Consider the following 22,587-nt stretch of genomic DNA (forward strand, 5'->3'; position numbering starts at 1 on the left):
AACGATGAGAACCTTATTTTTGTTTATGAGTATATTGTGTATACTGTTTGGTTGTAGTCAACAATCTGAGAATTATTCTGATAAACAATCTGTCAAAGAGCTTCAAACTTCATCTGAAAATAAAAACATGAATAATGCAGAAGTGACAAAAAGATTAGAAACACTAACCCTGTCTATACCAGAAGTGAATGCAGCAAATATTGTAGTGTTTGGAGATACAGCACTTGTAGGTATAGATATTGATGGTTCGTTAGAAAGGGCTAAGGTTGGAAGTGTAAAATATTCTGTTGCTGAAGCATTAAGTAAAGATCCTTACGGTGCAAATGCAGTAATCACAGCGGACATGGATTTAAATGTTCGAATTAAAGAAATAAGAAATGATATCATGAAAGGTAAGCCAATCTCTGGTTTTGCTGAAGAATTAGCTGATATTGTAGGTCGAGTCATGCCACAGTTTCCAAAAAATGCAATAAAAAATCAACGAAATAAGCAAATAAACAAACCAAAGAGTGAGACAAATAATAATCAACTTAACTCTCATCAATAAAAGATGGGTTAACCTAATATTAGACATATATGTAGTAAGTTGACTTAATAATACTTAAATATCATGTAAATAAAAGAAATGCTTAATAGCATGTTCTGGAAGAGGATATACTTTCCTCTCTCTAAACAAGAAAGGAGACTGGTTAAATTACCCAATCTCCTTTTACTTAGCTTTTTTTAATTGCTTCAAAAACCTGATTATCAAGCTTCTCTGCAGCCCTCTTATCATAGGTTTTTTCATATTCAGGTTCCGTAGAAATGCGTGCTCCGTAAAACATCACGTCTCTTATACTTTTTATTGATATCTCTATACAAGCTAATTTAAAAGGTACTTCTTCCATTTCTTCCGTAATAATTTCAGCGGATCCAGAAATTTCATATACTGTAGTTGAAGCGAAGGTTGTTAAAGACACAAGTTTATTATTTTTTACGTTATTCACAATTCTAGAGCGTTGATCAACGGCAAATCTAACTGTCTTTGTATCAATTGCATTAAGCCAAGAAATCACACTGCTTGTTGGTGAACCTGACTCATTATCCAACGTATGTAACAATACTAATTTTTCTTTTTGGAGTTGAGAAAATATCGTTTCATTTAACTCGGTCAAAATATCAGTCATTATTCAACCCTCCTATTTATATCTACATCTTAGGTAAATTATAACATAGGATATTTCATCAAACCATATAGACTAATTATATTTGGGGTTTGAATTAATTTCTTCTAAAAGTTGATCCACTATTTCTCGATCAAACTTTTTAGTTTTAACTTCATCTTTTTGAGTATACGTAACTTGGTACATCAAATCATCATCTGACAAACACATATCAATGTTTGTCAGATGGTGGTCTTCTATAAGGATAGATTCAAAAAATTCTAGTGTTTTTAAAGCAGAGGCGTCATTTGGACGTGCTTTATAAACTACTTTCATTTGTAACCAGTTAAAAAAAGCGTCCTGTAAATTCATAATTTAAACATTCCTATCTTTTTAAAACATTTAATTTCTCTTTTTACGATCTTCAATAAAATAACGGATACGAACTGTGAACATGAGTGCAACTGCAATCATTAAACTTAAAATAATAGGTAATCCTACATCAATTTCAAATATTAATAAAATAAATGAAAAGAGTGCAATGATTGAATAAATAACCAAGTCTTTTAAAATTGGCAACTTTTTCACTCTAAACACTTTGTTAAACACATAAATAAGGCATATAAAAATAATAATATATTTATACCAATGGTCTTGAATAAATGCTCCCCAATCAATGGGGGGTATATCTTTTGGTTCAGCTGTTAATAAAAACATCTAAACCCCTCCTTATTATAACAATCATTCATCATCAAACATTAGCTTTTGCTAATTTACGATTTTTTTCGGCACGTTCACGTTCACTTTTATTTAAGATTTTTTTGCGTAAACGAATAGATTCCGGTGTGATTTCACAATATTCATCTTCGTTCAAATATTCTAATGCTTCCTCTAATGAAAAAATACGTGGTGTTTTCATTTTGACTGTTTCTTCTTTATTAGCAGTACGAATATTATTTAGTGCTTTTTCCTTGCAAATATTTACAACTATATCATTGTCTCTTGTATGTTCACCAACAATCATACCTTCATAAATTTCTGTACCAGGTTTTAAGAATAAAGTTCCACGATCCTCAACATTCAAGATACCATATAATTTACTTACTCCAGTTTCTGTAGAGACCAATACACCTTTTTGTCTCCCACCAACACCTTGACCAGCATATGGTGCATATCGTTCAAAGGAGTGATTCATAATTCCATACCCACGAGTCATTGTTAAAAATTCTGTCCCATACCCAATTAACCCTCTTGCTGGAATCATAAATTCTAGACGTACTTGACCATTTCCATTATTGATCATATTCTGCATTTCAGCTTTACGTGTTCCCAGACTTTCCATTACAGCACCCATGCTTTCCTCAGGAACGTCAATTAAAAGATGTTCCATTGGCTCACATTTTACACCATCAATTTCCTTAATGATGACTTCAGGTTTAGAAACTTGTAACTCAAAACCTTCTCTTCGCATATTTTCGATCAGAATTCCTAAGTGAAGTTCTCCTCTTCCTGATACGATGAATGCATCTGGACTATCTGTGTCTTCTACTTTTAAACTTACATCTGTTTCAATTTCTTTATACAATCTTTCTCTAAGTTTACTTGATGTTACATATTTTCCTTCTTTACCTGCAAAAGGACTGTTATTTACTAAAAATGTCATTTGAAGGGTTGGCTCATCAATTTTAAGCACAGGAAGAGCTTCAGGATTAGCAGGATCTGCAATCGTTTCACCAATGTTGATATCCTTAATACCAGCGATGGCAATAATATCACCCGCACCAGCTTCTTGAATCTCAACTCGTTTTAATCCTTGGAAACCAAACAATTTTTCAATCCGCGCTTGTTTATGTTTTCCTTCTCTATTGATGACGGTCACAACTTGACCTTGCGAAATTTTACCACGATTTACTCTGCCTACACCAATTCGACCTAAATATTCATTATAATCCATCAAAGTTACTAAAAATTGTAATGGTTCATCAACACTCTCTTTTGGAGAAGGTATATGTTCTGTAATCGTTTCAAACATAGAAAGCATATTATCTTCTTGTTTATCCGCATCTAAACTTGAAGTTCCTTGTAATGCTGAAGCATAAACTACTGGAAAATCTAGCTGTTCATCTGAAGCTTCAAGCTCAATAAACAACTCTAATACCTCGTCAATTACTTCTGCAGGGCGAGCATTTGGACGATCAATCTTATTTAAAACGACGATAGGTGTTAAGTTTTGTTCCAAAGCTTTTTTGAGTACAAATTTAGTCTGAGGCATACAACCTTCAAAAGCATCAACGACTAATAATACACCATCAACCATTTTCATTATTCGTTCTACTTCACCACCAAAGTCAGAGTGTCCTGGTGTATCTACGATGTTAATTAAATAATCTTTATATTCAATGGCTGTATTTTTTGCAAGGATTGTAATTCCACGTTCTCTTTCCAAGTCATTAGAATCCATCATTCTATCCTGAATCGCTTCGTTTTCACGAAAAACACCTGACTGCTGTAATAATTTATCAACTAATGTCGTTTTCCCGTGATCAACATGAGCAATAATTGCAATATTTCTGATCATTTCTCTGTTAAACATGTTTGTTTATTCCCTCCACTGTATAATAACAATCTATATGAGTTCAACATAAAATTGTTAATTTTTTTCACAAAATAAGCGTCGGACATACTCCGACGCTTTAAGCTAAATACATTATATTATGTGGAACAATAAAAAGCAATATTTTAAATTATCTTCTCCCGAAAATTAACCAAGATCCAAATACAATTAAAATACCTGCTAAAATGTAAATACCTATCTTATACAATAGTGTAAATGACATGAACACAATGGATATGATTGTTAATACAATTCCAGCTGTAAGTGCATCTTTTGGATTTTGTCTGCTAAAGAAATAATATTCGAACAAACCAACCGCAACACCAAAAATAAATATCGGCCATAAATACTGTAAATAATGCCAACTCGTAATATTTAGAAACAAAAACAATAATCCATAAGTACCAAGAATACCACCTGGAATTAGAACACCGGATGGAAAGGTCCTAATGAAATATAATACATGAAATACAATTGACACAAAGATAAATATAAACGGCCATGAGAAATCAAACACAAAATCAAAGGTATTTAATTTGAATAAAATTAATACGATTCCTATTGCGATAATGAGTAAACCTATTGTTGCTCGATTCCTTTCCATAACGTATATTACCTCTCAAAATGATTTTATTTGAATTTACAATAAACGATTCACCTTTAATTATATACGATATCCTTAGTAAATAGTTGCATTATTATTGCTTTTATCTCTTCTTAGAAAATAATAATCCTGCTAATAGTACAACTGAAGTACAAAAAGCAGGAATAAACCAATGTACTGAATGGTGAGCATCTCTAAGCAGTTCAACCGCTTTTTGATCATTTAATAACATTTCACCTGCAGTATACCCCAATATACCTGCACCAAGATAAACTAATATGGTATATTTCTCTAGCAATTTCATAAACACCGTGCTGCCCCAAACGATTAATGGTATACTCATTCCTATTCCCAAAAATAATAATACATAATCATCTTGCGCTATTGCAGCTATGGCTAACACATTATCTAAACTCATCACGAAATCAGCAACGACAATGGTCCAAATCGCTGCTCCAAGTGAAAAAACCTCTTTGACAGAATGGTCACTATCATTGATTAGAAGAGCAATAGCAATGTACAACAAAAGTCCTGATCCAATGGCCTGTATATATGGAATATCCAGAAGAAAAACGGCACCTACAGTTAAAGCTAATCTAAGAATAACTGCACCCAAGGCTCCCCACCACACTGCTTTTTTTTGCTGTTGTTGTGGAAGGTTTTTACTTGCTAATGCAATAACTATTGCATTGTCTCCACTTAGTACAATATTAATAACAATGATTTCTACCATAATAAATATATTTTCTACCACTCATTACACCACCTATTACAGTTTGTACATGTTTATTCAATTAAAAGAGATTCATGTATTAAAGTTGTCCTTTGATTTTCTTGACGAATAAATTATCATTCATTTATAATGGTTATAATGAGTTTAGGGGAGTAGCTGTCACAGCAAAGTCGTCATTTCGGGAAAAATTTTCCCCGGCTTTGTTGGCAACAATACGTTGTTAGCAAGACCTTTACCAATACCATGGTAAGGGTCTTTTTGTTTGACTCTTACGATGAATAAAACTGAAGGAGCGTACAAGGAATGGATTTTTTAACGTTTGAATTTATCTCTGCACTAATCACCATTATTTTTATTGATTTAGTTTTGGCTGGTGACAACGCAATTGTGATTGGCTTAGCTGCAAGAAACTTACCAAAAAACCAACAGAAAAAAGTAGTCATTTTAGGAACGATAGGTGCTGTAGGTATACGTATTGTTGCAACGGTATTTGTTGTTTGGTTGCTAAAAGTTCCATGGTTGTTATTTGTTGGGGGGCTGCTGTTGATATGGATCGCTTATAAACTTTTAGTTGAAGATAATGATCATGACGTGAATGCTGCAAAAGGTCTGTGGTCAGCAGTTTGGACCATTGTCATTGCGGATGCATCAATGGGATTTGATAATGTTATTGCTGTGGCAGGTGCAGCAGAAGGGGAATTTATTCTTGTTATTCTAGGATTAATCATTAGTGTCCCAATCATCGTCTGGGGAAGTACTTTGTTTATAAAACTAATTGATCGTTATCCTATTATTATTTATTTCGGATCAGGTATCTTAGCTTACACAGCAGCTAAAATGATAACAGATGAACCGAAGCTAGTACACTATTTTGAAAACAATATTGCGCTAAAATGGACAGTTGTTATTGCAATAGTTATCGGTGTAATTGCATTAGGTAAGCTAGTTAATATGAGCAAAGAAAAAAAGAGAGCCCAGTTAACAGGCTCAGAATAAATGATTTAGTTTTTCTTCTTCTTGATTAGAAACGATGATGGTTTCCGTATTTTCTACTGCTTCTTCAATACTTTGCGGAAGCCATTCCATCGATTCTTCAATTCTTTCAACTAATCCTAAATTTGGGTTTGTAGCTGGATTTTTCGGTAGAAATATAGTACAGCAATCTTCATAAGGAAGTATGGAGGTTTCAAATGTATTTATTTCTTGAGCAATTTTAATAATTTCGTTTTTATCCATTGTAATTAAAGGGCGTAAGATTGGCATTCCAGTCGCACGACCAATAACATTCAAGCTAGATAAAGTTTGACTCGCTACCTGACCTAAATTATCCCCAGTAATAATACCTAGATTGTCATTTTTCTCAGCAAGTTTTTCTGTAATTCTGAGCATCGCTCTTCTCATGAATGTGATGATCAAATTCTTTCTAGCATGTTCATTAAACTGCGTTTGAATTTCTGTAAACGGTACGATATGCAGTCTCATTTTCCCAGAGTAATTCGTTAATTGCTTTGCTAATTCAATTACTTTTTGTTTAGCACGTTCGCTAGTAAATGGTGCACTATGAAAGTGAACTGCTTCTAATTTTATTCCACGTTTCATGGCAAGATAACCAGCAACAGGGCTATCAATTCCCCCTGACAACATTAACATTGATTTACCGCTGCTTCCAAGTGGAAAACCACCCAGTCCTTGTATTGTCTCTGAATAAATAAATGTACCCTCTTCTCTTACTTCTACTTTTAAAATTACATCTGGTTCATGGACATTTACTTTTAATTCTGGAGTATGATGTAATACGTATCCCCCAATTAGGTGATTAAGCTCTTGTGAGTCATGTGGAAAATGTTTATAAGCTCTTCGAACATTAACTTTAAAAGTCTTTGGTTTTGGTGACACTTTATTCATTAACTCTAGACTTACTTCTCTCATTGCTTTAAGTTCAGTGTCTACTTTTTTTACAGGACTAAATGAAACAAGCCCAAATATTTTTTTTAATTGTTCAGCAATGCCTTCAAATGGCTCTTCATTTAATTGAATATATACCCTACCATAGTTCTTAATAACTTTTATATTAGGATATGATTTCAAAAAATCACGAATATGAGTAAGAACTCGATTCTCAAATACGTTTCGATTTCTACCTTTAAGTGTTAGTTCTCCCAAACGCAGTAATATATAATCTGGCTTCATTTTATGATTTCCCCCTATTTTGTAAACCCTTTATAATCATGGACAACTTGTTTTAACTGTTTACACAATGTATCAATATCTTTTAAAGAGTGTTCAGCAGACATACTAATACGTATACCACTATTTGCATTTTTTTCAGAAACTCCCATACCTTTAAGCACACGACTTGCTTTACTTTCCCCAGAAGCACATGCAGATCGGGTGGATACATAAATTCCTTTTTTTTCTAGTGCATGAACAATCACTTCAGATTTCATACCAGTAAATGAAAAATGTACGATATGAGGTGCCATATGTTCAGAAATTACTGATCCATTTAATTTAAGTTCAGGAATTTGAAGAATAAAATCAGTTAATTTTTTTCTTAAAAGGTACAAATGCTCCAGATTTTCTTTCTGCTTGTCCATTGACATTCTGATGGCTTTAGCCATTCCAACAATCAATGGGACATTTTCAGTACCTGAACGATACCCCGCTTCCTGTCCACCACCTGACAATAAAGGAAAAAATTTAATTCCTTCTCGATAGTATAATACCCCAATCCCCTTTGGACCATTTAGCTTATGAGCAGAAACACTCATTAAATCTATGCCCCACTCTTTAGGATATATAGGTATTTTACCAACACTTTGAATCGCATCTACGTGAAAAAAAATACGTTTTTGCTTTTTTAATAAGCTAGCGATTTTTTTTATCGGTTGAATTCGTCCGACTTCATTATTTACATGCATAATACTTACTAAGATTGTTTCATCTGTAAGTGCATTCTGTAAATCCTCTATTGATACCTGACCTGTATGATCGACAGGTAAGTAAGTTACATGATAACCTACTTTTTCAAGTTGTTTAAAGCTTTCGTATACAGAGGCATGTTCAATTTCTGTCGTAATTAAGTGTTTTCCTCTGTTTTTATATTGAACTGCTACCCCTTTAATTGCCATATTGTTGCTCTCAGTCCCTCCGGAAGTAAATATAAGCTGTTCCCCATTTACCCCTAAAGATTCTGATATGACATGTCTAGCTTTTCTCATCAATTGTTCTGCATCTATTCCTAACTGATGAAGTGAAGATGGATTGCCATAATAATTTTTCATAACTTCCATAACAGTATCCGTCACTTCTTTAAATGGAGGCGTTGTAGCAGAGTGGTCAAAATAATACATTTTTTATAAACCCCTTTAAAACACTATGATTTCACTCCTTCAACGATTTTACACTAATACACCCAAAAAAGTGAAGCAAATATTTATTTGATAAATTTAAAACACCATTAGATATACAAAAAAACAAACCCCAAAATAAAATAAGGGTTTGTTTTTTTGTAACCTAAGTGTATAAAGGTAAAACCATATAAGCTAGAAAAGCAATAACTCCTAGTGCAATGGACCAACCACCTAATGTGCGACTTCCTTGATACCATGCAACAAAACCGAATACAGCTGCAGCAGGACCTAAAATCAAGGGATAAATAAACCAAGAGGCAAGTGCAAATACAAGCGATATAATCCCTAACGTTGTGTTTGCACCTATATCCCTTGCCTCTTCAACATCAGATTGAATATCTTCATTCTGTACCCTATTTACATTAAAAGGAGCATATTCTGCTGCATATTCCTCATCAAAGGGTTCAACATTATCATTAGATAAGTTATCGTTCATTTGATTTCGTTCATTTCTATTCCCAATGTCCATTCGTTCTGAATCCATGTCTGACCTCCTTTCAACAAGGAAATGTTATGACTTCTTTTTAAACGTGTGACAGCACGTATTCGATTCCCTTGAAGCAATATCCTGATGATTGGAATTAAAGTTTTCCTTTGCGAATTCTTCATTAAAATTCATATTTGCATGTTCATCTACATCAATATTGATTTTCTCTGCAACACAGTTGTTTCCAGCTGCCCAATATTCACAATTTGCCACGCTGCATTTTACTTGCGGCATTATAATCACCCCCATTTTTATTTTTCCGTATATATAACGATCTATACTTTATAATTTTATCCATAAAAATTGAATTTTATATGAATGTTACCAAGTAAAATACAACGCAAAAAAGCCACCCTATATGATAGGATGGTCTTTAACATTTTTTATTTTACACACTTTTTCCTTGTAATTTTTTCTCTGTCATATAATCTGTTTCATAAAACGCAAGATCATCACGTAATTCCTCAAATGTTTTAGATAACCCAAGTATAAGGTCTCTAATTTCTCGTGTTGGTTTTTTTCTAAAGCGAATTGCATCTTCACCTGTATATGCATATCTGCCATCTTCTGCATAACATTCGTGTTTAGGATAGTAAAATGAATTTAAACATCTATGGTAAACATCAAACAAAACCTTTTCAGAGAAATCTAAATTAAAACTAGGTCTTCGTAAGCAGATGCCAATTTTTTCATAGAAAACTTCTGAAAACACTAATAAGTGTCGAAGATCAGATAAAATATCTCGATAAAACTGCTCCATTTCATTATCATTGTCTATGTTTAGTTGAGTTAATGAATGATGATTTAAAAATTCTTCTGTGTTATCAATGACTCCCTTTAATTTTTCTTTTGTAATTTCACACAAATTTTTCACATTGTCTTTAGTCATGAATATAGATCCTCCTTAAACTGACAACCATCCTATAATGATGACTACATTTCAATCGTAACATAGATTGCACAGCTTTTCATGTTATTGATGTAAATGAAAATGAATAAAAGAACTGTTTTTTTTAGAATCTAAAGATATTCTATACCTACATCAATAAACTTTCAATATATTTAGGAGGATTTCATATGAAATTTGTTAAAATTGCGTTTCCTGTTTTCATCTTAACTGTTATTGGTTTACTAGTATTTCCAATTAGTGATCAGAAAAATGATGAAAATATGAGACTTCAAATGAATAAAAGTTCTGAAATAAAAATAAAAGAAGAGCTAATGAATCAAGATGTAAGTAAGACAAATGAGCTATGCCGCATTCAATGTACAAGGCATTTTACTCAAGCTATAAATAATATAAATAAAAGCACTAAAGATAAAAAAGCAATCTTATCTAAAATGAAAGCAAATCATTCCAATATGGTTCAAGTAGTTTGGATAGATCACACCAATTCAAATAAGACAATAAAAATAGGTAGTCTAAGTGAAGAATTGAAAAATAAGGTATCTCCATTAATTAGTGAGGGAAAAAAGGTTCTAAATGGAAATAAACTTTTTCAGTCTAGAACCTTTGAAGTTGGTAAAGAAAAATATTTTGTGATAGCAGTACCTTCCCAAGAAGGAAATTCTTCCTTAATTGGTGTGATTAAACAAGATTTTCTAAATCAAGTAGCTACAGAGCAACGGAAAAATTTAAGAATAGTTCCCTATCCAAGTGATAAAAGATATGGCATAAAATCTGTAGATTCTGATACACTTCAAGATGTAAAAGTAGATCATCCTGAAGAGAATGTGGGAACAAGCCATTATCATCTGAAAGAAATCGTAGTTAAATTCAAAGTTAAACCTTCAGAATCAGACTTAAAGCAAATTCAAACTGACATTCAAGCAACTTCGATGAAAAAATTAGGATATACTTATGTATTCAGCTCAAGTACTTTGGATGCAGAACAAATGATGAGTTATTTTAACAAATGGGATGTGGAATATACAGAACCACATTATTTATATATGACCAATGAAACAATTCAATCTGCTGAAAATGAGCCTAATGATATTTTATATGATCCTTACCAGTGGAACCTCCCTAATATTGATACTTTAAATGGCTGGAATTTAAGTAAAGGCAGTGATCAAATCACCGTAGCAGTTATAGATACTGGAGTAGATTTAAACCACCCTGATTTACAAGGCCAGCTATTAGAAGGGGCTAATTTCGTAGACGAAGGATCACAACCTTTAGATGATGTTGGGCACGGAACACATGTTGCAGGTATTATATCAGCCCTTGTAGATAACTCTGAAGGGATTGCAGGAATGAGCTGGTACAATAAAATAATCCCTATTAAAGTGCTTGATTCAACTGGAGCTGGCAGCACCTACGCAGTAGCTCAAGGTGTTATTTGGGCAACTGATCAAGGGGCTAAAGTAATTAATATGAGCTTAGGTAATTATGCTGAGACTCAGTTTCTACATGATGCAATAAAATATGCCTATGATAAAGATGTTGTATTGATTGCTGCAACAGGAAACGATAATACAAATCAACCAGGTTATCCGGCTGCATATCCTGAAGTGATTGCAGTATCAGCAACAGATGAATTATCAATTAAGGCTGAGTTTTCTAATTTTGGTGATTATTTAGATGTAATGGCACCAGGTGTCAGCATTCCAAGTACTTATCCTGACAACCAATATGCTGCATTATCCGGTACTTCAATGGCTAGTCCACATGTATCTGCATTAGCCGCAATGATTCGGTCACTAAATCCACAATTAAAAAATGTTGAGGTCATGGAAATCATTCGGAACACGGCTGTAGATCTAGGAGATGCTGGAAAAGATAATTATTATGGTTTTGGACTAATTCATGTTGTAGATGCTTTAAAAAATGCAGGTGGAAATCAAACGGTTCAATCAAAGGAGAGAAAATCATGGTTTCAAAGATTAATTGAATCACTAAACCCTAATAATAACCCCTCTACTGTAGAGTAAAATGTGTATAAATTTTTATATTTTAAAAAAAGGGAGTGGAAAAATCCACTCCCTTTTGACGACCTTTAATATTGGAAAGTTTGCCATAAGCCGGGTTCTGTACCTTCCAGTGGTAATAATGGGTGTCATCCCTCCCACCAATGAAGTAACAATCATCTATCTAGGCTGCACATTGCTATACAGCTCAAGCGACCAACCTAAACGCACCTCGGGCTAAGGTTGTGATTAGAAATCACTGCGTTTCATTAGGTCTTGCTCCAAGTGGGGTTTACCAGGAAATATGTCACCATAAATCCTCGTGGTCTCTTACACCACGGTTCCACCCTTACCTGTGCATACAATGTATGCCATCGGCGGTCCATTTCTGTGGCACTATCCTTCAACTCGCGCTGACTGGACGTTATCCAGCACCCTGCCCTGTGGAGCCCGGACTTTCCTCTCGAGAATATCTCCAGCGATTGTTCGTCAAACTTTCCGTCACGAAGATTAGTATAACAGATCGAAATCATAAATAACAAGCACTTAATTTTAGAAATTATAGAAAATTTTACTCAAAAACTTATTATATTTTCTTTTTGAGGTTAAATCCATTTTATCCTATAAAAATGTAAATGGATCTGTATTTGTCGTTGATTGAATTACATTGCTTCCTATTTTTTTAGAAGAAAATTCTGTTTGCAAATAATCAGAAACATGTTTAATCATTATTTTTTCTGCATGATGGCCAGGATCAATGATCGATAACCCATCTGCTAAAGCATCTTGAGCAGTATGAAAATCAATATCTCCTGTAATTAAAACATCTGCACCAGCATATTTTGCTTGCTGTACGTATCTACTTCCTGATCCTCCTAAAACAGCAACTTTACTTATAGGTTTATTTAAATCTCCAACAGTTCTTACCATTGGTACATTAAAATTTTCTTTTACAGTAGCTACTAAATCAGCTAGGGTTTTCTTCTCGGGCAAACGTCCAACCCTTCCCAAACCAAAGGACTTCCCTTTTAAATCCATTGGATATATATCATAAGCAACTTCTTCATAAGGATGTGCTTTTAACATTGCTTGTACTACTTTTCTCTGAATATTCTGAGGTACAATGGTCTCTATGCGGATTTCAGTTGCTTTGGTTAGTTTGCCTTTTTCCCCAATATAAGGATCTGTATTTTCATTGGCTAAAAATGTACCTTGTCCTTTAATATTAAAACTGCAATGACTATATTCTCCTATCCATCCAGCACCTGCAGCAAATATGGACTTCAATACATTGTTATGTGCTTCTTCTGGTACGAAAACAACAAGTTTACTTAATTTTTCAGTGTGTACTTCTTCAAGAGGTGAGAGTGAGGTTAATCCCAATGCATTTGCCATCATATCATTAATACCACCTTCTGCAACATCAAGATTCGTATGTGCAATATAAACAGCAATATCATTTTTGATGCATTTTTCGTAAATTTTTCCTGCTGATAAATCTGTTTGAATATGTTTTAATGGTCTGAAAATAATGGGATGATGGGCAATAATCAATTGAATATCTTTTTCAATCGCTTCATCAACAACTTCTTCTGTAACATCTAAAGTCACCAATACATTTTTAACTACTTTGTTTAATGTCCCTAGTTGTAAACCTATTTTATCATCCGGAACTGCATAATATTTAGGTGTCCATTGCTCTAAGATTTGGGTTATTGTTTGTCCCTTTGCAAACACTTCAGTACCTCCTTCAGTTGTTCAACTTCTAAAGAAAATTCATGTTTCTTTTGAACTGCTTCTTCCAAATTTGATTGTGATAATTGTTCAATTACCTTTTCTCTCTTTGCAATTTCCATATTCCATTTTTTTATAAAAACAGCAGTAGGTCTGTTTATTAAATGTGGTCCCATTAGTATTTTTAATTTACGAGTAAGCTGAATATTACAATCCAGCCTGTGCATTACATTGGCAAAAATTTGCTGATTAAATTCATAAGCTTCTTCACTTCGCTCTGCAACTAGAATTTCATAAATTTTACGATCCTCTTCCAAAATGTCTTCTTCAATTAATTTCCATTGATTTTCTATACACCAACGCCTCACCTTATCTTCTGCTACATTAGGCTGTAAAACTAATCGATTTACACCGGTATAATCAAAAGGCTGATTTAAGATATTTGTAATCAATCCTCCACCCATACCTGCAATCACAATTGTATCTACTTCCTCTTTATCTAATACCTCTAATCCGTTACCTAACCTTACTTTAATCTTATGTTGTAAATTTGAGTTTTCAACTTGTTTTTTTGCAGCTTCATAAGGTCCTTTATTAACCTCACCCGCTATAGCCAATTGTATTTGATTCTTCTGTGCTAAGTAAGTCGGTAACAAAGCATGATCTGAACCAATATCAGCCAATTTACTATCGGGCAGTATTTTATCTGCTATTCTTTTCAGTCTTTTAGATATTATTACCATATAGGAACAACCCCATCAATTAATTTCAATTATCTTTTTTATAGAAATAAAACCATAAAAAAACATATTTTTAAAAATTTGCATTAAAATTGGAAAAGAGTTAAACTGAATATGAAAACAAAAGACAGCTAATATCTAGTACTCAACTAAAGGATTTATAAGTGGTGGTTAATTGCAAACAAAAGACCTCACTGGCAAGCAGAAAGGTCTTTAAAAAAACTAAAATTATTCTAGAAAATCCTTTAATCTTTTACTTCGGCTTGGATGTCTAAGCTTTCTTAAGGCTTTTGCTTCAATTTGTCTAATACGTTCGCGAGTAACTCCAAATACTTTTCCAACTTCTTCTAGAGTTCTAGTTCGGCCATCATCCAGACCAAATCTTAAGCGTAATACATTCTCTTCACGTTCTGTTAACGTGTCAAGAACATCTTCTAACTGCTCCTTCAGTAATTCATAGGCTGCAGCATCAGAAGGTGCTAAAGCTTCTTGATCTTCAATAAAATCACCAAGGTGTGAATCATCCTCTTCCCCAATCGGTGTTTCTAACGAAACCGGCTCCTGTGCAATTTTCATAATCTCACGTACTTTATCTGTACTTAATTCCATCTCTTTTGCAATTTCTTCTGGTGCAGGCTCACGACCTAAATCTTGCAGTAATTGACGAGAAACACGTATTAACTTATTAATGGTTTCAACCATATGTACAGGGATGCGAATCGTTCTAGCTTGATCTGCAATTGCACGAGTTATCGCCTGACGGATCCACCAAGTTGCATAAGTACTAAATTTATAACCTTTTGTATGATCAAATTTTTCAACAGCTTTAATTAAACCCATATTCCCTTCTTGAATTAAATCCAAGAATAACATTCCACGGCCTACATATCTTTTAGCAATACTAACTACAAGTCGAAGGTTTGCCTCTGCTAATCTTTTTTTAGCTTCCTCATCACCTTGTTCTATTCGAATAGCTAGATTTACTTCTTCCTCCGCAGATAATAATGGTACACGACCGATTTCTTTTAAATACATGCGAACTGGATCATTAATTTTTATTCCTGGTGGTAATGATAAGTCATCATCCAACGTAAAATCATCTTGTTGATTTGCTCCTGAAGCAGCAGTAGGTATATTTTCATCTGATTCATTTGCAATTTCAATACCTAGTTCAGATAAATGTTCGAAAAAATCATCAATTTGTTCTGGTTCTTGGTCAAATGGAGATAATTTCTCCATAATAACTTTATAAGTAAGTGATGAACGTTTTTTACCCAAATCAATTAACTGTTCTTTCACTTGATCCAAGCTTAATTCAGTATCGTCAATTTGAGTTCGTTGATCGTTCGTCATTTGATCCAACTCCCTCCTCCCTAGATTGTTCATTCAGCTTTTTCATTTATGGTTTCTCTCTAGGGTTATAATCTCTTTTCCTATTTCTGCAGCCCGTATATAATCTCCTGCTCGTTCTGCTTGATCTCTTTCTAGTCTCTTTTGTTTTATAATATGCTTTTGTGAATTATTTTTGATTTGTTTAATATAATCATCAATGACTTTCGAATTCGTAGCATGATTATCACCTATAAGTGAAATGGAACTAGCTACATTTTCCAGTTCATCATTCCGCAGCATTGTTAAAAATTTACTAATATCAGGTTTCTCATGTTGAGCAAAAAATGCATATAAATAAGCTGCAATGGCACCATGAACTTCTACATTAAACTGATCACCTATCTCTTTTTCAACATAAGTCGTTATCTCTCGACTATGCATCATAATGGCCAATAAATTCTTTTCCGCATTATGAAAAGCAGGTAATAGTGAAGGGACAACCTCCCTGCCACTTCCATTCATTACATTATTCCACCGATTTACGTTATTATCCCCTTTAAAGTGTTTTTTTTCTGCTTCCTGCCTGATCTCAAACATTTCTTGTTTTAAAGTTTCAAATGAATAATCAAAATCATTTGCTATTTCTTTTATATAATGTTCTCTTTCAGTGGGTGATTCAAGTTCAGCTATAATTTTTATAGAGGACCGAATATAACGTAATCTTTCATTTGCATCATTTAACCTAAATCTTTTTCTTAAAAACAATATTTTATACTTTGTAGCAGTTACAGCATTCTCAACAATCTCTTTTTTAAAACGATCTGAACCATGAGCTGTAATATATTCATCAGGATCCATTTGGTCAGGTAGCATAGCAACATAAACTTGAAATTTCATTTTTTCTAATATCGATAGATTTTTTATGGCTGCTGTTTGACCAGCTTCATCTCCATCAAAACACAAAATAATTTGATCAGCATATCGCTTTAAGGTGGTTACATGTTCTCGGGTAACAGCAGTCCCCATTGTTGCTACTCCGTTTAATACCCCTGCATCCCACGCTTTGATGACATCTGCATACCCTTCAAATAAGACAATTCGCCCAGTTCGTCTAATTTCAGATTTTGCCTGATAAAAGTTATACAATGTTTTACTCTTATTAAATAGGATGGTTTCGGGTGAATTTAAATATTTTGGTTGACCATCCCCTAGAGCTCTTCCTGCAAAGGCAATTACTTTTCCTCTTGCATTTGCAATAGGGAAGATGATACGATCCCGAAATCGGTCGACATGCTGCTGTTGACCCGTTTCAGATAAAAGTCCACCTTGCTCCATCAAAGATAGTGAAAAATCTCTTTTATGTAAAAACTCAGTCAAGGTATTTCGCATCGATGGGGCATAACCGATCTGAAATTGATTCATAAGCTTTAATGAGAAACCTCTATTGTTCAAGTATTCTAAAGCTACTTTTCCATGTGCAGTATTTTTTAATATATAATGAAACAAAGTTTGAGATAACTCATGTGCTCTTAATAAATCAGACTTTTCTTTCTGCTGTTCTGGATGATCACTTTGATTATGCCAAAGGAATGGAATATCTGCATCTTCAGACAATTGTTGAATCGCTTCTGGAAATGAATAATTTTCTATTTCCATCATGAATTTGACTACATTACCACCTATTCCACAACCAAAGCAATTAAAAATTTGTTTGTCGGGTGAAACTGTAAATGAAGGGGTTTTCTCAGAATGAAACGGACAAAGTCCTTTTAGATTTCTTCCTTGTTTTGATAAATGAACATACTTACTAATCACATCTACAATATCATGCTGTTTTAAGACGGTTTCAATAATTTCATCTGGAATACCTAAATTTGACACTTAACCACCTTCATCTATTATTAACAATTTATATTTCGATACTTTAATTAAATCTCCTGCAAATCTTTTAAAAAATTTGTCATTGTTTGTAGAAAAATGTTCCGATCCTCTTTTGTAAATGGTTTTGGTCCCTTGCCATATTGACCATTTCTTCTCTTTTTAGCACTTTCATGCCTGTTCTCCAATAAAAAATCAATGGAATGAGTAGAATAAAATTTACCACGAGGTGACACAACTTTAGCTCCTTTTCCTAAACAGATAGAAGCTAAGCCAAAATCATGTGTGACTAAAATATCATTCGCAGTAATATGATTTGAAATGTATAAGTCTGCTGATTGATCAGAACGATCAACCTGAATGTTCTCGACACCATCTTCATTTTTCAATGAATGATCAAAAGAAGCAACCATCACAATCTTGATTTCAAATAACTTACCGAGTTTGAAAATTTCATTCTTCACGGGACACGCATCAGCATCAACAAAAATACAAGTATTATTAATTGTTAATCACCAATTTCTTTTTAGAGTATCTATTATTATATACGAGAAATAAATATAAAATCCTTTATTTATGACATGTCATGTAATCCTTTAATCACTAATGGCATTTTATATTTATAGGACTATTTTTTGGAAATCAGCTATTTTATTAATATCAGAAGATATATTAGCTAATAAAGATAATCGATTTCTTTTTAAGTTTTCATCCTCACTCATAACCATGACACTCTCAAAAAAGTCAGTAATCGGAGCTTGCAATTGTTTTAACATCTCCAGCGCTTCAAACTCCAATGATGCATCTAATTTTTCTATAAACTTAGGATGTATTTGTTTCCATACATTAAATAGTTCTTTTTCAACTGTTTCTTCAAAATACTCTTGTTCTATAATTTCATTTTCTGCTTTAGATGCTAAATTATCTACACGATTAAACGATTCTATAATCAGCTTAATATCAGTATGTTCTACAAAATCCATCAATGCTTTACCTCGTCTTATAACAGATGGAATATTGTTAATGTCAGTTGCCATTACAGCATCAATCACATCATATCTTAATTTCATATCAGTCAGTACATTTTTAATTCTTAATGAGAAAAATTCTAAACATTTTGAACGAAGATCTGAAATTTCTGTCTTCAAGAGATTATTCTCTTCATATACTTCGATACAAATATCAAATAAATTAGATAAATTGATACTTAAATCATGATCCAATATGATTTGAACTATTCCAGCTGCGCTTCTACGTAACGCATATGGATCTTGAGAACCAGTAGGAATTATCCCAATAGAAAAACAACCAATAATACTATCCATTTTATCTGCAATACTGATAATAGCTCCAACCGTAGATTCAGGTGAAGAATCACCAGAAAAACGAGGTTGATAATGTTCAAAAATAGCTCGTGATACAACTGGATCTTCACCAGCCTTTAGCGCATAATCTTCCCCCATTACCCCTTGTAATTCAGGAAATTCGTAAACCATTTGGGTTACAAGATCAAACTTACAGATAGTTGAAGCTCTTGATACTTGTTTTTTCACTTCATCATTTGAGGATAAAAACTTTGAAATTTGGTCAGATATTAGTCTGATTCTTCTCACTTTATCCCCAACGGTACCTAATTCTTCATGGTATACAATTTTCTCTAGTTTAGCTAGTGCTTTTTCGATTGGAAAATTCTGATCTTCTTGATAGAAAAATCTTGCATCTGCTAATCTTGCTTTTAATACTTTTTCATTACCTCTTGCTACTACGTCTAACGACTTCTTGTCTCCATTTCTGACCGTCACAAAATGAGGTAATAATTTTTGATTTTGATCAAAAACTGGAAAATAACGTTGATGTTCTCTCATGGATGTAATCAATACTTCTTGTGGTATTTCCAAAAACTCTGGTTGAAAGGAACCAAATAGTACAGTTGGGTATTCAACTAGAAAAAGAACTTCCTCTAATAAGTCTTCTTTTACTGATATATGCCAGTTTTTTTCTTTAGAGAGTGCTTCAATTTGTCCAACAATTAGTTTTTGTCTCTCCTCTGAATCAGCATATACATATTGCTCTTTTAATTGAGTTACATACGTAGATGGAAGGTCTATGTTTACCTCATCTCCAAGGAAACGGTGTCCTCTTGACTTTCTACCAGCATGTACTTCTGTAATTTCCATTGGGATTACTTCCTCACCATATAAAGCAACAATCCATCGAATCGGACGAACGTATTTTAATTCATGCTTCCCCCAGCGCATATTTTTAGGATAAACCATAGAAGTAACAATCTTACTGATACCCTGAGACAATATATTTTTTGTTTCAATACCTACCTCATTTTTAACAGCATAGACGTACTCTACACCATTTAACTCTTTGAAAAACAGGCTGGATGGCTCAACACCTTGACTTCTTGCAAAACCTAATGCAGCTTTACTCCATTCACCTTGATCATTTTGAGCAATTTTTTTTGAAGGACCCTTCACTTCACTTCTAAGATCTGATTGTTTTGGTGATACATCATCAACAATAACGGCCAAACGGCGCGGAGTAGCGTAAATTTTAGTTTTTGAAAAATGAACTCTAGACTCCTTTAACCATTCACTTATTTTTTTCTCGAGTAAATTAACAGCATCACGAATAAATCTGGAAGGTATTTCTTCCATCCCAATTTCTATCAATAGATCCTTATTCATTGCTGCTCACCCCTTCATCTATTAAAAGTGGAAAACCTAAACGTTCCCTTTCTTGTAAATAGGTTGATGCACATAATCTTGATAGATTCCTTACCCTAGTAATATAACCAGTACGTTCTGTAACACTGATAGCTCCTCTTGCGTCAAGTAGATTAAATGTATGTGAACATTTCAAAACGTAATCATAAGCAGGGAAAACTAAATTTTGTTCCAATGTTTTTTTAGCTTCCTCTTCATACATATTAAAAAGAGTAAATAACATTTTTGTGTCTGATATTTCAAAAGTATATTTAGAGTGTTCATATTCTGGTTGAAGAAACACATCACCATACTTTACACCTTCAACCCATTCTAAATCAAACACATTTTCTTTATCCTGAATATAAGATGCAAGACGTTCTAATCCATATGTAATCTCTACTGCAACAGGGTTCATATCAATCCCGCCTACTTGCTGAAAATATGTGAATTGTGTGATTTCCATTCCATCTAACCATACTTCCCAGCCTAAACCCCATGCTCCTAAAGCAGGATGTTCCCAATTATCTTCAACAAAACGAATATCATGATCTTCAGCATGAATTCCTAATTTTTTTAAACTTTCCAAATAAATTTCTTGAATGTTATCTGGAGAAGGCTTCATAATAACTTGATATTGATGATGCTGATATAAACGGTTTGGATTCTCACCATATCGACCATCCGCTGGTCTTCTGGAAGGTTCAACATATGATACATTCCATGGCTCTGGTCCAATGCTACGTAAAAATGTCATTGGATTTAACGTTCCTGCACCTTTTTCAACATCATAAGGTTGAACAATGATACAATTTTGCTCTGACCAAAATTGTTGCAGTGTTAAAATCATATTTTGAAAATTCAACAAAACCATCTCCTTTATTGTTTGATATTTAATTTACTCAACTAACTTTTTTAGGAATAAAAAAATCCCTATGTCATCAAGTTGACATAGGGACGAGATGATATACCCGCGGTTCCACCCTACTTGATAGTTAAACTTTAGTATCAACTATCCACTTTATTATAAGATACTCCAGAATGCCATTCACCAAACGATTTGATCAGGCTTGCACCCTCCCTGACTCGCTTTACAACTCATTTTGGTTACTTTTTTTCCTTCTTAGTACCTATCTTATCAGAAAACATTTAATTATTAGTATATTACTGCATAATAAAAAAGTCAAATTATGTACTTCTTCAGCGCTTTTAGATTATTTTTTAGGATATTCTAAATTATTTAGATTAGATTTGCTTATTTGATCCATTACATATCGAGACTTCCAATTAATATTCACATGAGTATCCATAAAATCACGCATCAACATGTTCACTTCTTTTTTTATTGAATCTGATATATTTATTTTCCCTAACCTTCTTATATCTATTTCTTGAAACAAGCGCAGTAATTTTAGAGATCTTACGTTTATTTTTTTTACATACTGTTCTTTGGATTTACAAATTTGACAAAGCGTACCTCCTAGAGAAATAGAAAAAAAAGAACTATCATTTAATTCTCTTCCACATGATATACACTCAGTTAAAATTGGATAATAACCAGCTAGTTTAAGTATTTTCATCTCAAATATATGAGTGATGACTAGAGGATCTTTCCCTTCCTCTATAAATTCCAAAGATGCTAATAGTTGCTCAAAAATAAAAGAACTTGCTTCTTGTTCATCTATCATTCGATCAATTAATTCAACAAGATAAGCTGCATAAGTAGATTTATATATGTCTAAATTCAAATCATGAAAAGATTTTATGGCTTCACCATCGTTCAGTGTTCCCATTTTCCCTTTTTTATAGTATGTAAATTCAGCATATGTAAATAACTGAGTAACGCTAGAAAGGCGACTTTTTAATTTTTTCGCCCCTCTAGCCATAATGCTTGCCTTCCCCGTTTCTTTTGTAAATATTACAATAATTTTGTTTCCTTCACCATAATCAATTGCACGGATGACAATACCTTCAACTTTAAATAACATCCCTTTTTCCTCTTCCCTAATTAATCACTCCACACATCGTCCTGCAATTCTTCCTGATTAGGCTCTTCGTCATCTTGTTCATGAATTTCTTTATATAATAAGTAGGCGTCGACATCTCCAGTGTTAATAAAATACTTCCACGAAAAATCTCGCATGGTAGTCATTCCTTTCAGTGGCTATGTCGTAAAATAACTGGTGTCTAGTATTAGGTTAAACAGTTATGAAAAGAATATCCGAAGTAATTCGTACCAAATTAGTGAATTTTTTTATCAAAAAATTTGAAAGCATCGTAAAA

At 33.3% G+C, this 22,587-nt stretch carries 23 protein-coding genes, 1 other RNA gene and 1 other annotated feature; of the genes, 3 read left to right on the top strand and 21 right to left on the bottom strand.

Going from position 1 to position 22,587, the window contains the following annotated elements:
• Window positions 1-4: 4 nt before the first annotated feature.
• Window positions 5-547 (top strand): YhcN/YlaJ family sporulation lipoprotein, encoded by a 543-nt coding sequence (locus VQL36_RS13715; protein ID WP_349249866.1) that lies wholly within the window; start codon window positions 5-7, stop codon window positions 545-547.
• A gap of 166 nt (window positions 548-713) precedes the next feature.
• Here the strand turns inward: VQL36_RS13715 and VQL36_RS13720 are convergent, their stop codons facing one another.
• The 6 genes from VQL36_RS13720 to VQL36_RS13745 all read right to left on the bottom strand — a co-directional run bounded on the left by VQL36_RS13720 (window position 714) and on the right by VQL36_RS13745 (window position 5,114).
• Window positions 714-1,166, bottom strand: a complete 453-nt coding sequence (locus tag VQL36_RS13720) for a pyridoxamine 5'-phosphate oxidase family protein (RefSeq protein WP_349249867.1) — start codon at window positions 1,164-1,166, stop codon at window positions 714-716.
• Window positions 1,167-1,238: 72 nt separating this feature from the next.
• Window positions 1,239-1,514, bottom strand: a complete 276-nt coding sequence (locus VQL36_RS13725; RefSeq protein ID WP_349249868.1) for a hypothetical protein — start codon at window positions 1,512-1,514, stop codon at window positions 1,239-1,241.
• A 30-nt stretch (window positions 1,515-1,544) separates the two neighbouring features.
• A complete protein-coding gene (locus VQL36_RS13730; protein WP_349249869.1) occupies window positions 1,545-1,859 on the bottom strand; it encodes a YlaH-like family protein in 315 nt (104 codons plus the stop codon).
• A gap of 34 nt (window positions 1,860-1,893) precedes the next feature.
• Complete coding sequence (gene typA / locus VQL36_RS13735) at window positions 1,894-3,735, bottom strand: translational GTPase TypA (RefSeq protein ID WP_349249870.1); 1,842 nt, start codon at window positions 3,733-3,735, stop codon at window positions 1,894-1,896.
• Window positions 3,736-3,886: 151 nt separating this feature from the next.
• The gene (locus tag VQL36_RS13740; RefSeq protein ID WP_349249871.1) at window positions 3,887-4,360 is read right to left on the bottom strand and encodes a hypothetical protein; all 474 of its coding nucleotides are present in this window, start codon (window positions 4,358-4,360) and stop codon (window positions 3,887-3,889) included.
• A gap of 103 nt (window positions 4,361-4,463) precedes the next feature.
• Complete coding sequence (locus VQL36_RS13745) at window positions 4,464-5,114, bottom strand: TerC family protein (protein WP_349249872.1); 651 nt, start codon at window positions 5,112-5,114, stop codon at window positions 4,464-4,466.
• 282 nt (window positions 5,115-5,396) lie between these two features.
• On the opposite strand from VQL36_RS13745, the gene VQL36_RS13750 reads away from it, so the two are divergent.
• Complete coding sequence (locus VQL36_RS13750; RefSeq protein WP_349249873.1) at window positions 5,397-6,089, top strand: TerC family protein; 693 nt, start codon at window positions 5,397-5,399, stop codon at window positions 6,087-6,089.
• Here VQL36_RS13750 and thiI read toward each other — a convergent pair.
• From thiI to VQL36_RS13775, 5 genes are all read right to left on the bottom strand, one after another.
• Window positions 6,081-7,283, bottom strand: a complete 1,203-nt coding sequence (gene thiI, locus VQL36_RS13755) for a tRNA uracil 4-sulfurtransferase ThiI (RefSeq protein ID WP_349249874.1) — start codon at window positions 7,281-7,283, stop codon at window positions 6,081-6,083. The genes VQL36_RS13750 and thiI overlap by 9 nt on opposite strands.
• A gap of 14 nt (window positions 7,284-7,297) precedes the next feature.
• Window positions 7,298-8,446 (bottom strand): cysteine desulfurase family protein, encoded by a 1,149-nt coding sequence (locus tag VQL36_RS13760; RefSeq protein WP_349249875.1) that lies wholly within the window; start codon window positions 8,444-8,446, stop codon window positions 7,298-7,300.
• Window positions 8,447-8,609: 163 nt separating this feature from the next.
• Entirely contained in the window at window positions 8,610-8,990 is a 381-nt protein-coding gene (locus VQL36_RS13765; RefSeq protein ID WP_349249876.1) for a DUF4190 domain-containing protein, read from the bottom strand.
• A gap of 27 nt (window positions 8,991-9,017) precedes the next feature.
• Window positions 9,018-9,227 carry a DUF1540 domain-containing protein gene (locus VQL36_RS13770; RefSeq protein ID WP_349249877.1) on the bottom strand — a complete coding sequence of 70 codons (210 nt, stop codon included), beginning with the start codon at window positions 9,225-9,227 and terminating at the stop codon, window positions 9,018-9,020.
• Between the two features lie 154 nt (window positions 9,228-9,381).
• Window positions 9,382-9,882: a DUF3907 family protein gene (locus tag VQL36_RS13775; RefSeq protein WP_349249878.1), complete on the bottom strand. Its 501-nt coding sequence runs from the start codon at window positions 9,880-9,882 to the stop codon at window positions 9,382-9,384.
• Window positions 9,883-10,070: 188 nt separating this feature from the next.
• Between VQL36_RS13775 and VQL36_RS13780 the strand changes: the two genes are divergently transcribed.
• Entirely contained in the window at window positions 10,071-11,930 is a 1,860-nt protein-coding gene (locus VQL36_RS13780) for a S8 family peptidase (protein WP_349249879.1), read from the top strand.
• Window positions 11,931-12,001: 71 nt separating this feature from the next.
• Here VQL36_RS13780 and rnpB read toward each other — a convergent pair.
• From rnpB to VQL36_RS13830, 10 genes are all read right to left on the bottom strand, one after another.
• Window positions 12,002-12,404, bottom strand: an RNA gene (gene rnpB, locus VQL36_RS13785) — RNase P RNA component class A.
• A 123-nt stretch (window positions 12,405-12,527) separates the two neighbouring features.
• Window positions 12,528-13,643, bottom strand: a complete 1,116-nt coding sequence (locus VQL36_RS13790) for a Nif3-like dinuclear metal center hexameric protein (RefSeq protein ID WP_349249880.1) — start codon at window positions 13,641-13,643, stop codon at window positions 12,528-12,530.
• Window positions 13,619-14,383 carry a class I SAM-dependent methyltransferase gene (locus tag VQL36_RS13795; RefSeq protein ID WP_349249881.1) on the bottom strand — a complete coding sequence of 255 codons (765 nt, stop codon included), beginning with the start codon at window positions 14,381-14,383 and terminating at the stop codon, window positions 13,619-13,621. Before VQL36_RS13795 ends, VQL36_RS13790 begins: the two co-directional genes overlap by 25 nt.
• Window positions 14,384-14,608: 225 nt before the next feature.
• Window positions 14,609-15,733: an RNA polymerase sigma factor RpoD gene (gene rpoD / locus VQL36_RS13800; RefSeq protein WP_349249882.1), complete on the bottom strand. Its 1,125-nt coding sequence runs from the start codon at window positions 15,731-15,733 to the stop codon at window positions 14,609-14,611.
• Between the two features lie 42 nt (window positions 15,734-15,775).
• Entirely contained in the window at window positions 15,776-17,593 is a 1,818-nt protein-coding gene (gene dnaG / locus VQL36_RS13805; RefSeq protein WP_349249883.1) for a DNA primase, read from the bottom strand.
• A 47-nt stretch (window positions 17,594-17,640) separates the two neighbouring features.
• On the bottom strand, window positions 17,641-18,096 hold the full coding sequence (locus VQL36_RS13810) for a YaiI/YqxD family protein (RefSeq protein WP_349251180.1): 456 nt from the start codon (window positions 18,094-18,096) through the stop codon (window positions 17,641-17,643).
• 114 nt (window positions 18,097-18,210) lie between these two features.
• The gene (glyS, locus tag VQL36_RS13815; protein ID WP_349249884.1) at window positions 18,211-20,286 is read right to left on the bottom strand and encodes a glycine--tRNA ligase subunit beta; all 2,076 of its coding nucleotides are present in this window, start codon (window positions 20,284-20,286) and stop codon (window positions 18,211-18,213) included.
• Window positions 20,279-21,169, bottom strand: coding sequence for a glycine--tRNA ligase subunit alpha (gene glyQ / locus VQL36_RS13820; RefSeq protein ID WP_349249885.1), 891 nt, complete (start codon window positions 21,167-21,169; stop codon window positions 20,279-20,281). The genes glyS and glyQ overlap by 8 nt, the downstream gene beginning before the upstream one ends.
• Window positions 21,170-21,254: 85 nt before the next feature.
• Window positions 21,255-21,438 (bottom strand) — a binding site (T-box leader).
• An 80-nt stretch (window positions 21,439-21,518) separates the two neighbouring features.
• Complete coding sequence (recO, locus tag VQL36_RS13825) at window positions 21,519-22,292, bottom strand: DNA repair protein RecO (protein ID WP_349249886.1); 774 nt, start codon at window positions 22,290-22,292, stop codon at window positions 21,519-21,521.
• Between the two features lie 20 nt (window positions 22,293-22,312).
• Window positions 22,313-22,447, bottom strand: coding sequence for a YqzL family protein (locus VQL36_RS13830; protein ID WP_349251181.1), 135 nt, complete (start codon window positions 22,445-22,447; stop codon window positions 22,313-22,315).
• Window positions 22,448-22,587 lie beyond the last annotated feature (140 nt).

Origin of the sequence: Chengkuizengella sp. SCS-71B (assembly GCF_040100845.1) — a bacterium.
GTDB lineage: Bacteria > Bacillota > Bacilli > Paenibacillales > KCTC-33759 > Chengkuizengella.

Bases quoted from the DNA above. Each gene is read 5' to 3' on its own strand.
- VQL36_RS13770 (WP_349249877.1), bottom strand. From the start codon at position 9,227: ATGCCGCAAGTAAAATGCAGCGTGGCAAATTGTGAATATTGGGCAGCT.
- typA (WP_349249870.1), bottom strand. From the start codon at position 3,735: ATGTTTAACAGAGAAATGATCAGAAATATTGCAATTATTGCTCATGTT.
- VQL36_RS13765 (WP_349249876.1), bottom strand. From the start codon at position 8,990: ATGGATTCAGAACGAATGGACATTGGGAATAGAAATGAACGAAATCAA.
- VQL36_RS13830 (WP_349251181.1), bottom strand. From the start codon at position 22,447: ATGCGAGATTTTTCGTGGAAGTATTTTATTAACACTGGAGATGTCGAC.
- rpoD (WP_349249882.1), bottom strand. From the start codon at position 15,733: ATGACGAACGATCAACGAACTCAAATTGACGATACTGAATTAAGCTTG.
- VQL36_RS13740 (WP_349249871.1), bottom strand. From the start codon at position 4,360: ATGGAAAGGAATCGAGCAACAATAGGTTTACTCATTATCGCAATAGGA.
- glyS (WP_349249884.1), bottom strand. From the start codon at position 20,286: ATGAATAAGGATCTATTGATAGAAATTGGGATGGAAGAAATACCTTCC.
- VQL36_RS13780 (WP_349249879.1), top strand. From the start codon at position 10,071: ATGAAATTTGTTAAAATTGCGTTTCCTGTTTTCATCTTAACTGTTATT.
- recO (WP_349249886.1), bottom strand. From the start codon at position 22,292: ATGTTATTTAAAGTTGAAGGTATTGTCATCCGTGCAATTGATTATGGT.
- VQL36_RS13715 (WP_349249866.1), top strand. From the start codon at position 5: ATGAGAACCTTATTTTTGTTTATGAGTATATTGTGTATACTGTTTGGT.
- VQL36_RS13730 (WP_349249869.1), bottom strand. From the start codon at position 1,859: ATGTTTTTATTAACAGCTGAACCAAAAGATATACCCCCCATTGATTGG.
- VQL36_RS13760 (WP_349249875.1), bottom strand. From the start codon at position 8,446: ATGTATTATTTTGACCACTCTGCTACAACGCCTCCATTTAAAGAAGTG.
- VQL36_RS13725 (WP_349249868.1), bottom strand. From the start codon at position 1,514: ATGAATTTACAGGACGCTTTTTTTAACTGGTTACAAATGAAAGTAGTT.
- VQL36_RS13795 (WP_349249881.1), bottom strand. From the start codon at position 14,383: ATGGTAATAATATCTAAAAGACTGAAAAGAATAGCAGATAAAATACTG.
- VQL36_RS13775 (WP_349249878.1), bottom strand. From the start codon at position 9,882: ATGACTAAAGACAATGTGAAAAATTTGTGTGAAATTACAAAAGAAAAA.
- VQL36_RS13750 (WP_349249873.1), top strand. From the start codon at position 5,397: ATGGATTTTTTAACGTTTGAATTTATCTCTGCACTAATCACCATTATT.
- thiI (WP_349249874.1), bottom strand. From the start codon at position 7,283: ATGAAGCCAGATTATATATTACTGCGTTTGGGAGAACTAACACTTAAA.
- VQL36_RS13720 (WP_349249867.1), bottom strand. From the start codon at position 1,166: ATGACTGATATTTTGACCGAGTTAAATGAAACGATATTTTCTCAACTC.